Here is a 12,073-nt window from a genome sequence, read left to right as displayed (position 1 = left end):
GGGCCGACGATTCGGCGATACTGATGCCACCGGCCATCGAGACCGAGAATCTCGTCAAGGAGTATGGGGAGTTGCGCGCGTTACAGGGGTTGTCACTCACAGTCGAGGAAGGCGAGTTCTTCGGCCTGCTCGGCCCCAACGGCGCGGGCAAGACGACGTTCATCAATACGCTGGTCGGCCTCGTCCGCAAGAGCGGTGGCGATGCCCGCGTATTTGGGTACGATGTCGAAGACGACTACCGACAGGCTCGAGACGCGATTGGCCTCGCGCCACAGGAGTTCAACGTCGACCGCTTTTTCCCCATCAAGGAAGTGCTCCAGCATAAGGCGGGCTATCACGGATTGCCCGAAGACGAGGCTGCCGAGCGTGCAGATGAGGTGCTCAAACGCGTCGGCATCTACGACAAGCGTGACGAGCGCTTCGATTGGCTGTCGGGCGGGATGAAACGCCGATTGCTCCTCGCGCGTGCGCTCGTCACTGATCCCGACCTGCTGATTCTGGACGAACCGACGGCGGGCGTCGACGTGCAACTGCGCCACGATCTCTGGGAGCTCGTCACCGAACTCAACGAGGAAGGGACTACCGTCCTGTTGACGACACACTACATCGAGGAGGCCGAACGCCTCTGTGATCGCGTCGCGATCATGAACGAAGGGCAAAAAATCACCGTCGCGACGCCGGACGAACTCAAGACGCGCGGGACGGACACCATCTCGGTCCGCCTCGAGTCGCCGCCGGCGACTGCGCCTGCCCTCGACGGCTACGCGCACGAGACGACGCTCGAGGGCAACCATCTCGAGGTGCGCGTCGATGACGGCGGCTCGACCGCGCCGCAGTTACTCAACGACCTGGAAGCGATGGGCCACGAGATCGGCGATCTCGAGATCAGTCGGACGTCACTCGAGGAGATTTTCGTCGATCTCACGAGAAGCGAGGATCGGACGGTGACCCGGTCGTCAGCCTCGAGCGACGAGGGATCCGACGAGGAACGCGACGGCGATGAACGAGCGAAGCGCGAACAGGAGAGTGTCGCCTGATGCTCTCGGTTGGCTTTCGCGCGCTATTCAAGCGCGAGATTCTGCGATTCGTCCGCCGCCCCAAGAACACGTTCATGCCGCCGGCGATCACGAACGTGCTCTACTTCGCGGTCTTCGGTATCATCCTCGGCGGCCGGATCGAAAGCCCAGTCGAAGGGGTTCCCGGCGCTGACTTCGGCTACATCCTCTTTCTGATCCCCGGACTCGTCGTCCTCGGCACGATTTCGAACGCCTTCGAGAACGCCTCATTCTCGATCTTCCATGGGCGATGGAACGAGTACATTCACGAGACGCTGACCTCGCCGCTGTCGTACCTCGAGATGGTCGTCGCCTACGTCGCCGCCAGCGCAGTTCGCGGGCTGATCGTCGGCGTGATCGTTGCCATCATCGGCGCGCTGTTCGTCCCAATTACGGTCGCGAATGCCTTCTTCCTCGTCGCGACGATGATCGTCATCTCGGCGCTGTTCGCCGGCTTCGGGATCATCGGCGGGCTGGTCGCCAGAGACTTTGACGACCTGACGGTGATGAACCAGTTCATCCTCCGGCCGCTGGTCTTCTTCGGCGCAGTCTTTTACTCGTTGACCATGCTCGAGCCCCTCTGGCAGGCGGTCTCCCTGCTGAATCCGATGGTCTACATGGTCGACAGCGTCCGGTACGGATTGCTTGGCTACTCCGACCTGCATCAGGTCGCGCCAGCAGCCTACGCCGATATTGCGCCGTGGCTCTCGCTTGGCGTGTTGACGGCGCTAACGGCAGTCGTGCTCGCAATTGATGTCTATCTGTTCAAGATCGGCTACGGACTGACGGACTAGTTGTCTTATTCTGCGATTGCGACGATGTCTTTTCGAACCGAAATCAGGGTCCCTAGATGGTCGTTCTCGACGGTGTGAACCGTCGTGTGCTCTCGTTCCGCGTAGGCATCCTGCACGGCCTCGAGCGCCACATTCGTGTCACCGGCGCCATGCCAGACGGTCGTCTCGACTGCAGGGCCTGGATCTGACAGTGACCAGTCACCCGCGAGCAGGCGACTCTCGCGCACCGCGCCCGCGGGGCCGTTCTCGAGTGCGGTTCGGAAGTCCTGGCCGACGATTTCGATGGTGATTTTGTGCAGTGAGCGCTCGGTGAGTCGGTCCACGACGAACTGGTCGCCGCGGTAGCGTGCGAGGGCGTTGCCCGCACGGAAGGCGAGCCCAAGTAGTCGCGGAAATCGGGCGAGACGTCCGAAGACGCCCGCGCTCTCGGGGACCGGCGGGCTCACGATGCCTGCCGCCGTGACACGCTCGGGGAGGGCGTCAGCGACAGCCAGCGCATACGGCCCGCCGCCGGAAAACCCCGCGACGGCAAAGGTCTCGAGGCCGAGTGCGTCAGCTAGCTCCTCGCAGTCCTCGGCCCACGTCTCGAGCGTTCCCGCTGGATACGGATCGGAGCGGCCGTAGCCGGGCCTGGTCGGTGCGATCAGGTGCACGCCCTGTCCGCGGGCGGCGTACGAGAGGACCGCGCCGAGGACGCCAGAGCCGGGTGTGCCGTGATGGAAAATCAGCGGTGTGCCGTCGTCAGGACCGAACGTGGCGTAGGCAAGCTGGCGGCCGTCCGCGAGCGTGTGCGTGTCTCTGTCGATACCAAGTCCTGGTGCCGAGACGTTCGCCTCCCGCGGGTCGTCATCGGACTCGCTGCTCGAGTCGGGGATTGAGTCCGCGTGGGTGTCCGTTCGGTCCATCGTGGTCTGGCTGTACGATAGCAGAATCGGCGCAAAAAGCTTCGGGACTGTGCGGTGCTATGCGGTGGTGTGTTGTGCGGTGCTGCGGTATGCTGTGCTGCCGAGCGGACCGCAGTGCTGTGGGCGACGATCAGACGTCGCGCTCAGCCACCTGCACGAGCTGTTTGCCGATGTTCTCGCCCTCGAACAGCCCGAGGAAGGCATCGGGTGCGTCCTCGAAGCCCTCGACGACGTGTTCGCGGTACTGTAACTCGTCCTCGTGGATGAACCCCGAAAGGCGCTCGAGTGCTTCGCCCCACCGACCTTCGTAGTCGCCCACGAGGAACCCTTCCACGCGGGCGCGAGACTGGATTAGTTTGCCGAGCTTTCGCGGTCCGGTCGGCTGTTCGGTTGCGTTGTACTGCGAGATTTGCCCACAGACGGCTACCCGGGCGCGAACGTTCAACAGTGGCCAGACGGCGTCCGTAATCGGTCCGCCGACGTTGTCGAAGTAGGCGTCGATGCCATCCGGGCAGGCCTCGGCTATCGCGCCTGCGAGGTCCTCCGTTTCCTTGTAGTTGATCGCGGCGTCGAATCCCAACTCGTCGGAGAGCCAGTCGGTCTTCTCGTCGCTGCCGGCAGTTCCAACGACTCGAGCACCTGAGAGACGCGCCAGTTGTCCCGCGACGGAGCCGACTGCGCCCGCTGCGCCGGAGACGACAACGGTGTCACCGGGGCCAGGATCGGCTACCTCGAGCATGCCGAAGTAGGCCGTGACGCCGGGCATTCCGAGCACGCCGAGTGCGGTCGAGACGGGACCGAGATCGGGGTTGACTTGCCGGAGTTCGTCAGCATCTGCGACGGCGTGTTCGGCCCACAGCAGGTTGCCCGTGACAACGTCGCCCGCCTCGAAGGCGTCGGCCTCGGATTCGAGGACTTCGCCGACGACGCCGGCCTGCATCGGTTCGCCAACGTCCCACGGTTCGGCGTAGGATTCGGCGTCGCGCATCCGCCCGCGCATGTATGGATCGACGGACTGGTACAGCGTTCGGACGAGTACCTCACCTGGACCGAGGTCGGGTCGCTCGATGGTGACGAGGTCGAAGTTCTCCGCTGTCGGTGTTCCGGTTGGGCGGCTCGCGAGTCGCCACTGTCTGGTGTCAGCCATGTGCGTCTGTAACAGAGCTTGCGTGAAGAGACACAGGATTGCGGAAAGTAGCTGGCAGGTCACAGCTGGCTTGCACTCGAGCCGGGATCGCCGGAGAAGCTTTTCACCGCCGCCGAGATAGGGTACCTATGGGAACCGATAGCGAACCGAGCGGTAGAGGCGGCCGCGATTCCGACGCCGACAGCGAGTACGGAATCCTTGCGGAACTGCTCGTGGGCAATCGCCACCACGTCAACTCTCTGCCGGAAGACTACTTCGCGGACGTGCAGGTTGAACAGCACCCAGACATCGTCGCCATCTCCTGCTCGGACTCGCGGGTGCCACAGGAGGACATGTGGGGCGTCGATCATGCAGGACAGGTCTTTACACCGAGCAACATCGGCAATCAGGTCTGGGACGAAGACGACGGCGAGCGGATCGTCGACGGCGGGTTGCTCTACCCGATCCACCACACGGACACCGAGGTCGCGGCTGTCGTCGGCCACACCGGCTGTGGAGCCATCACTGCAGCCTATCGCGTCGCAACGGGCGACTCACTACCCGGGCCCCAGGGCGTCGACAAGTGGATCCGCATGCTTGTACCCGTCGTTGAGGACGCCCTCGAGAGCGACCTGATCGACGCTAACGCGGACGACGATTTAGTGATCAACCAACTCGTCGAATACAACGTTGACCATCAGGCGGAGTTCCTCCGTAACTCCCCGAACGTCCCGGACGGCATCGACATCTACGGCTTTGTCTATGACTTTCAAGGCGTCTACGGGGATGACCACGGCTGTGCATATCTGGTCAACGTCAACGGCACGATGGAGCCGGACGCAATTGCTGAGCAACTTCCCGAGGAGTACGAGCCGATAACCCAGAGTCTACTGTACTGACTTCGATTCCCGTGGCCCGGGGCGAAATCCAACTGTCGGTACTGTTTTCATGACTCGAAGCGGATTTTCAACCGATGAAAGAGCGCTTTGGCTCCGATGTTGGTTTCTACTATGCCATCGGCGCGTTCACGATCGTAATCTTCGTCGTCGCCCTGACAGCCCTGGCCGTGCTCTCGCCCGCTGGGATCGGGACGGTCGAACTCGGCGGCCTCGTCGTTGGATTCTTGTTGTTCATGCTGGTCTATTTCGTCTCCGTAACCGTCCACCGACTCGAGGACGGCGACGGACTCTAACAAATCAGTGCGCTGGCGCCGGTCCAATCTCAGGTTCCCACTCGAGGCCGTCCTGATAATGGAACGCTTGATTGTCTTGCTCGGGATCGATAACCGTTAGCCCGCCAATCCAATCGTTGTCGAGCAACTGCGTGACCTCGTCGTGACGGTTGAGAATGTCGGTCACGCGCTCGAGCGGTGCGTGGATTACCGTCGAGAGACGCAGCGGCTGATGGTACGGCTGGTCGTCATCGACCTTGAGCGACTGCAGCGGCAGGCCAGTCATCAGGTCACCGCCGTTGCCTTGCACGACGCCGACGTTGCCGACTGGGTTCTGTGTGACCTTCGAGCCGCTCCCGTAGACGCCGTTGTCGACGGTCGCGAAGTAGTACTGGCTGTTGATCCACTGGGTGACCACGAGCGGTCCCGTCAGAATGGCCTCGAGCGCATCGCCCTCGGGATCGGTCGTCCAGTCGTAGGAGTGGAGGAACGCGCGGCCATCCAGGTTCTCGTCCTCGGTGAGTTCGCGCGGGCCGATGACAAACGAGGCGTTGCCGGCCAGTCCCCACTCGGGACGCGTTTCGGCCCAGTCGACTGCCTTGCGCTCGACTTCCTCGACAGCTGCCTCAGGGTCGATTTCGTCGGCATCGGCGTCAGTCATCGATTCGAGCCGTTCGGCCGCCGCACCAGCACGAGCACGCTCGAGATCGGCGTAGAGTTGCTCGAGGTCTTCCTGGTGGCTCTCGGGCACGTCACCGTCGAACAGGGTAATTTCGTCGGTCGTCGTATTGTGTTCGCCCGCGAGGAAGACGGTGTCTTCAGGAATGTGGAAGCCGCGCTCGCGCAGTTCGGCTTTGACGTTCTCGTCGTTGCAAATTGTCGCGAGCACGCGAGCGTTCGGGCCACCAGCGTTGCCAGCACAGGCGCCACAGTCGAGACTCGAGTCGAACGGGTTGTTCGTCGTATGACTCGCATGGCCCGTAAAGACGACCAGACGGGCGAAGTCTGTCCAGCCCATGAGGTCGAAGGCGGTCTCGGCGGCGGAGACTTTCTCCTCGAAGGTCATCCCCTGCGGGAGGGCGTGATCCGCGTGCGTGTGGTCGTCGTGTTCGTGGGCCTCGAGCGTCGGCGAACAGAACTCGCCGGAACTCGGGATGCGTTCGTCGACGGCGCGGCGGAGTTTCGTGACCGTTGAGGGGAACAGGGTTCGCGTGGTCATCGCTGAGCCGTACGCGCCGCCGGCACCCTCAACGAACGGGAAGGCAGCGACGACGTCAGTCTTGAGCCGCTTGAAGTGTTTCCGGGTTGCGGTCGTCAGGTCGGTCCAGCGTTCGTGAGAGGCGATAGCTGTGTCGTCCGTTTCGGCAGGCCGGTCGACGATGCGGTGTTGGGCATCGACGATGGGCGGACACGCGTCGGTTTCGGTGGCCGAGTCGTAGCCCTGGTAGCGCATCGGAACGCCGAAAAAGCCCGCATAGCCGTGTGTCTCGTAGTGTCCCTGCTCCTCGAGGTGGCGGCGAATAATCTCCGAGCGGGTGTCGATACAGAACACGAGTTGGGCGGCCGGCCGCGCGTTATTGTTGACCTGTGAGGGATTAGTGACCGACGTATCGATATCCGAGAGCAGGCGCTCGCGGTAGCTGCGCTCCCAGGCAGTCAGCCAGATTTCTGCGATCGGTTCCGTCTCGAGCGCTGTTCCGTCCGCCGAACTGGACGTGGTATCGGGCTCGAGGGGCGCGTCCAGCAACTCAACGAGCGTCAGGCGCACTGCAAGGTACTCGCGTAGAGTAATCGCATACTCGGTCTGCCAGGGATCAGCGTCGTCATCAGCGCGTTGCTTGATGAGTCCGGTCCAGCCCGGCAACGCGGCGAGGTGGTGTTCAACGATATCAACCCAGCGGCTTTCCGGGGAACCGCTGAGGGCGTCCTCGAGCGCCTCGGGCGCGGTTTCGGGAAGCGCGTCGGAATCACTGCAGGGCACGTCGCTATCGACGGGAGCAACCGCACGCCAGGCTGCGTAAAACCCCTCGTCGCGGTCAGGCATCGGCCACGCGGCCTTCCCTTTGTCGACGAACGCGGCGAGCCACTTCGAGAGTACGCAATCGACAGTTTCGGTTGCGGGATCGATGTCGGCGTCCGCCGCGTGTGCTGCTTCAGCGTCGGCCAGTTCGTCGAGCAGCGTCTCTGGCTTGCGGTCGATACCACGTGACTCGAGTTCGTTGGCCAGAATCTCGGGATCGATCTGTCCGGTCTCCCAGGCTTGCTGGAAGACAGAGGGTCTTGGATAGCCGCGGCCGCCGAACAGCCGTTGGGCCTCGGCGACGGCCTCGTGAAATGGTTGGTCTTCGAATCCTGAGAGCGGGTTGGCCGTGACGAACGAGTGGATCGGCCAGACGGAGCCGATTCGCTCGGCCGCGCGGTCAATGTTCTCGGAGATGTGGTCACCGAGTTGCGGTGTCTGTGATTGCTCGGCCAGTTGCTGTGCGGATTGTGACTCGGACTCGAGGTGAGTCTGGGATTGGTGACTAGACATCGTTGTACTCCGCTTTGGTGGTGAGGACGGTCGACGAATCGGGTTGAGAGCGATTCAACAGGAAGACGTAAAGGCGGGTGCTCGAGCGGTGCCAACCGAATTCCGTCGCCAGGTAAGCAACGACGAACAGGGCGAGCGCAAGGAAGTGTGCGGCCGTTAACTCCGTTGGCGCGTCGGTCATCGGCACGCCCGAAAGGGCCGTGGAGATCGCGTTGTACAGCAGGGCGTAACCAGTGATCGCGCTCAGCACGACGATCGGCACGGCGGCGACTCTGAGCGTCGCCGGCAGGACGGCCCGCCGGAGGATATCTCGCGTGGCAGTCAGTGTCGTCAGAACCACGACGAGGACGAGGATCGTCCCGCTATCGAACGCCAGCAGCGATTTGCCGGTGAGTGTAGCAAACACCACTCCGGCACCGACAGCCGTGACGGCGCCGATGGCGACGCTCGAGACGCCGGTGTCGGTCGATTTGGCGTCTTTGGGAACGGTCTGCTCGACTGAAGCGCCGGCGGAGAGAAAGAGATAGGCCTTGTAGAAGCCGTGAAGGATGAGGTGGGCGATTGCGGCGGCGAAAAAGCCGAGGCCACACTGCATGATCATAAAGCCCATCTGGGCGATGGTCGAACTGCCGAGTTTGCGCTTGACGTTGGGTTGGACGAGTCCCATCGCCTGACCCAGCAGCGCACTGACCGCACCAATGAGGACCACCGCAGACATGACGGCGACCTCGAGGGTGACGACCGGCGCGAATCGGGTCAGCAGGATGCCACCGGCGTTGACAAACCCGGCGTGCATCAGCGCGGAGGCCGGCGTTGGGGCTGTCATCGAGGAAAGCAGCCAGTTGTGGAAGGGAAACAGCGCGGATTGGATCAGCGCCGCAAGGACAATAGCGCTGACGGCGACGAGCGCAACGGACGTCGAAATCTCGTCTGCCTGCGCGAGAATTCCGCTGATCGAGGTGGTTCCAGTCGCCCAGGCTAACAGGCTCAAACTGCCGGCAAGCAGCGCGCTGCTGGCGAGGAAGTAGCGACGAGCCAGCGTGGCCGCGGCCTGTGCCTGTTCCCAGTCACGAACGTGGCCGATGAGGCCGGCCATCAACAGTCCCATCGCGAGCCACGCTGCCGCGAGCAATGCGACGTGGTTGGCCGCCGTCATCGTCATCACGACGAGCGTGAACCCGAACACACGGGCGTAAAACCGCTCGATATCACGGTCGCCCGCCATGTAGCGCCGCGAGTAGCTGTGGACGATACCGCTGAAGAAGGTGACGACGACCCACATGACTGCGGTCAAGCCGTCGACGATCAGGATGTCCGAAACGATCCACTGGGTCCCTCGCAGCGCTGTGAGTGCAAGTGCCCCGACGCTGAGACAAAAGAGTGCCCAGACTGACCAGGTCGACGTTCGCGCGACGACCGAAGACGGCTGCGTCGTCGTTTCGGCGAGTTGTACGGCATCAGATGCGCGTGAGTCTTGTTCCGTGGTCATTTCCTTGGCGTCTCCTCCAACCAGTAAGGCGCGTTTCCCAGATAGACGGCCTGTTGCCGGGAAACAAGGGCACAGACTGATCTTCGATACTACCATGTTGAACAAAGTGGTTATTATATCCTTCTATTCGAACAAACTGTTCGATATCGGGTGTTTAAAGAACATTATGGTCCTTATATGAGGAATGTGTGAAAATCACATGGGAGAGATAGTGGGGGTGGAACGAAAATACGGCAATCGAATCCGCCGATCAGCTGTACTGCCTACCCTGTGACAGCGACAGACGGCCTCGAGTGGATCGTTACCCCGAACAATCCGTTCGATATACTGATAGTATCGTCCAAACTGAGACGAACTGGCGACTCGAGCACTAGTTTTCTCGGGACAGATGCGATCGCGAATTACGGGTCATCGAAACCGTTCTCGCAGGCGCGAATCTACCTTCACTTGCTGGAAAACTCGTCGAACGTCGTTGTTTCGTGGCTCCGAACGAGCACTTCGTCAGTGATCGTCAGCCCCAGGTCCGAGAGTTCCTGTGCGACGGGCGTAATATCCCTGTCTGTCTCACCAACGGCCGTCACGAGCAGGTTCTCCTCACCGGTGACGAGTTCTTGCACCGAGATGACCCGTGGGATGTCCAGGATCTGCTCACGATACTCGCCACGCTCCGGAATCGGTGCCGTACAGAACAGCAACATCCGGATCGGATGGCCGGACATCGTGTAATCGATCTCCGCGCTGTAGCGTTTGATGATCCCCTCCGACTCGAGGCGCTGGATTCGCTTTCGGACCGTACTCGAGGAGGCGTCGGTTCGTTGCGCGATCTCGCTCGAGGAGAGATTGCGCGCTTCCGCTTGAAGCGCATAGAGAATCTCCCGATCAATCGCGTCGAGTTCGTACTTCGTCATGGCCGATGGTTTCGCCGGGAGAATATAAGGGGCTTCGGCTGCCGGACCTGCCGAATACAGCCCGTCCACGCGTAGTGGGGCGATTGTTCATCGTCCGATTCGAGTCGTAGCGTTTATACGCATCCAGCAACTCTCTTTAGAAGCAATGGCGAAAGGAACCGTTGATTTCTTCAACGACACTGGCGGCTACGGATTCATCGAGACTGAGGACGCGGACGACGACGTGTTCTTCCACATGGAAGACATCGGCGGCCCGGACCTTGAGGAAGGACAGGAGCTTGAGTTCGACATCGAGCAGGCCCCAAAAGGCCCACGCGCGACGAACGTCGAGCGCCTGTAAGGTAGACGCAACTGAACGACCGGGCGCCGCAGTCTCTGTGGCCGTCTGTTCCCGTTTCAGTTGGGCTATCAATTCGTACTAGTATCGGCACTTGATTGCAGTATTTTACATTTCTGAGCGATCGCTCGAGCGGTCTGTCCTACTGCTGTCTTCCAGCCTACTCAACGCGTCGCCGACGGCATCGGATCGTGCTGGTCAGTCGTGGCTGTCGACTCAGTTGCGGCTGTTTCATCGGACGACTCTGCGTTGAGTGTCGCGCCGTCAGCGCCATCAGCATCGTCTGCCGACTGTATCGTCTGTGAGATATCGACGGCAGGAGCGCGGTCAGCTGTCGATGTCGACTCGTGCGTCAGTGCCGTTCCCGACGCCGTCGGCAGTTCAACGCGAACGCTGGTTCCGCGTGGCTCGGCATCCGACACCAAAATCGAACCGTCATAGCGATCAACCAGCGTCTCGACGATTGCGAGTCCGATCCCTGCGTCTGTGTCCTCCTCGCGCTTTGTCTCCCACTCGAGGATGGAGGCCCGTTGCTCCTCGGGTAGTCCGGGGCCGTTGTCGACAATGGTGACACTGACCGTGTCCGTGTCCGGGTGTTCTGTCACGGTAACGTCGACTCGAGGGGTCGCCTGATCGTTGTGCACGATTGCGTTCGTCAGGAGATTCTCGAACACCTGATCGAGCATCTCGTCTGCAAGTACCGTGACGCCATCTGGAATCTCTGCCTGAATCGTCGCCTGTTCGTGGGCCTGGGCAGTGATCGTGATTCGGCGGGATAAGGTGCCTGAAAGGTCTCGAGGCCCGCGTTCTGTCTCGCCGACTAACGCCTGTGTGAGGTAGCGAAACTTTCGGACGACATCGGCGACGTCCTCGCTCTGGTCATGGATGACATCCAGATGCTCGCGGCCGTCTGATTCAGGTGTCCGTTTGAGCATTCCGACGTGCCCTGTGATGATGTTGACACCGTTTAATACGTAGTGGCGAAGCATCCGATTGAGAAACGCGAGTTTTGCCCGTTCGTCCGATAGCTTCGACCGTTCGCGCTCGAGTTGGCGTCGATACTGCTGGCCTTGTACGTCGTAGAGGCCGATTGCAATCCCGATGACGCTGCCCGCGGCGAGCGTGTTCGCGAGAACGAAATGCGCCTGTGGCATCGTTCCGCCGTAGGCAAGTTGGTGCGTAAGCGTCCACAGAAACAGCGTTCCAAGGCCGGCCATTCCGATCACCATCCAGCCGGCGACCCGGAGCACGCCCCAGCCCGACATGGATCGGTGCCACAGCCAACCGCCAGCGCCAACGACGACGAGCGCTAACAGCACGGATAGCAGCGCCGTTACCGCCATAAGGCTGCTTGAGGCCATACGAAAGAGATAGACCATGGAGACGGCCACGAGCACGAGCCCACACCCACAGATGGTGCTCACACCGGTCACCCGCTGGGCCGCTGGCGAGAGCCACGGCCGTTCGCCGAGTCCACCCCATCTCCCCGACATTACTGCTGTAGTTTCGATTACCAATACATAATCGTGCTGGCCAGTTTACGAATGGCCGGTCGTGAGACAGTCTGCGATGCCGGTTCGCCAGCCGACCACAGAACGGTTCGGGGGTAGAGGAGAACTAGCGGACAGTCGTCGCCTGATGCGGTGCTGTGGGTCTTCCCGCCCTCGAGACCCCCACCCAGTGGACCCATCTGGATGGCCTCGATAGAGCACACCGGCCCTGCGGGACACAAACAGCCTGGAATTGACCCGCTAA

At 61.6% G+C, this 12,073-nt stretch carries 11 protein-coding genes; 5 read left to right on the top strand and 6 right to left on the bottom strand.

The window, feature by feature from the left end:
- The first annotated feature begins 23 nt into the window (after positions 1 to 23).
- Positions 24 to 1,037, top strand: coding sequence for an ABC transporter ATP-binding protein (locus tag G6M89_RS06070; protein ID WP_165160906.1), 1,014 nt, complete (start codon positions 24 to 26; stop codon positions 1,035 to 1,037).
- The gene (locus tag G6M89_RS06065; protein ID WP_165160905.1) at positions 1,037 to 1,849 is read left to right on the top strand and encodes an ABC transporter permease; all 813 of its coding nucleotides are present in this window, start codon (positions 1,037 to 1,039) and stop codon (positions 1,847 to 1,849) included. Before G6M89_RS06070 ends, G6M89_RS06065 begins: the two co-directional genes overlap by 1 nt.
- Positions 1,850 to 1,854: 5 nt before the next feature.
- On the opposite strand, the gene G6M89_RS06060 is transcribed toward G6M89_RS06065, so the two are convergent.
- On the bottom strand, positions 1,855 to 2,754 hold the full coding sequence (locus tag G6M89_RS06060; protein WP_165160904.1) for an alpha/beta fold hydrolase: 900 nt from the start codon (positions 2,752 to 2,754) through the stop codon (positions 1,855 to 1,857).
- Positions 2,755 to 2,884: 130 nt separating this feature from the next.
- A complete protein-coding gene (locus tag G6M89_RS06055) occupies positions 2,885 to 3,901 on the bottom strand; it encodes an NADP-dependent oxidoreductase (protein ID WP_165160903.1) in 1,017 nt (338 codons plus the stop codon).
- A gap of 128 nt (positions 3,902 to 4,029) precedes the next feature.
- Between G6M89_RS06055 and G6M89_RS06050 the strand changes: the two genes are divergently transcribed.
- Together G6M89_RS06050 and G6M89_RS06045 are read left to right on the top strand one after the other, a co-directional pair.
- On the top strand, positions 4,030 to 4,779 hold the full coding sequence (locus tag G6M89_RS06050; RefSeq protein ID WP_165160902.1) for a carbonic anhydrase: 750 nt from the start codon (positions 4,030 to 4,032) through the stop codon (positions 4,777 to 4,779).
- A gap of 74 nt (positions 4,780 to 4,853) precedes the next feature.
- The gene (locus tag G6M89_RS06045) at positions 4,854 to 5,072 is read left to right on the top strand and encodes a hypothetical protein (RefSeq protein WP_165160901.1); all 219 of its coding nucleotides are present in this window, start codon (positions 4,854 to 4,856) and stop codon (positions 5,070 to 5,072) included.
- A gap of 4 nt (positions 5,073 to 5,076) precedes the next feature.
- Here G6M89_RS06045 and G6M89_RS06040 read toward each other — a convergent pair whose 3' ends face one another.
- The 3 genes from G6M89_RS06040 to G6M89_RS06030 all read right to left on the bottom strand — a co-directional run bounded on the left by G6M89_RS06040 (position 5,077) and on the right by G6M89_RS06030 (position 9,981).
- Positions 5,077 to 7,584 carry a DUF2309 domain-containing protein gene (locus G6M89_RS06040; RefSeq protein WP_165160900.1) on the bottom strand — a complete coding sequence of 836 codons (2,508 nt, stop codon included), beginning with the start codon at positions 7,582 to 7,584 and terminating at the stop codon, positions 5,077 to 5,079.
- On the bottom strand, positions 7,577 to 9,073 hold the full coding sequence (locus G6M89_RS06035) for a proton-conducting transporter membrane subunit (protein WP_165160899.1): 1,497 nt from the start codon (positions 9,071 to 9,073) through the stop codon (positions 7,577 to 7,579). Before G6M89_RS06035 ends, G6M89_RS06040 begins: the two co-directional genes overlap by 8 nt.
- A gap of 443 nt (positions 9,074 to 9,516) precedes the next feature.
- Positions 9,517 to 9,981 carry an Lrp/AsnC family transcriptional regulator gene (locus tag G6M89_RS06030; protein WP_165160898.1) on the bottom strand — a complete coding sequence of 155 codons (465 nt, stop codon included), beginning with the start codon at positions 9,979 to 9,981 and terminating at the stop codon, positions 9,517 to 9,519.
- 145 nt (positions 9,982 to 10,126) lie between these two features.
- On the opposite strand from G6M89_RS06030, the gene G6M89_RS06025 reads away from it, so the two are divergent.
- Positions 10,127 to 10,321 carry a cold-shock protein gene (locus G6M89_RS06025; RefSeq protein ID WP_005554588.1) on the top strand — a complete coding sequence of 65 codons (195 nt, stop codon included), beginning with the start codon at positions 10,127 to 10,129 and terminating at the stop codon, positions 10,319 to 10,321.
- 161 nt (positions 10,322 to 10,482) lie between these two features.
- On the opposite strand, the gene G6M89_RS06020 is transcribed toward G6M89_RS06025, so the two are convergent.
- Positions 10,483 to 11,811, bottom strand: coding sequence for a sensor histidine kinase KdpD (locus G6M89_RS06020; RefSeq protein ID WP_165160897.1), 1,329 nt, complete (start codon positions 11,809 to 11,811; stop codon positions 10,483 to 10,485).
- Between the last annotated feature and the right edge of the window lie 262 nt (positions 11,812 to 12,073).

Source organism: Natronolimnobius sp. AArcel1 (genome assembly GCF_011043775.1).
GTDB lineage: Archaea > Halobacteriota > Halobacteria > Halobacteriales > Natrialbaceae > Natronolimnobius.
The sequence above is the reverse complement of the archived record's forward strand: the minus strand, read 5'-3'. Positions and strand labels throughout refer to the sequence as shown.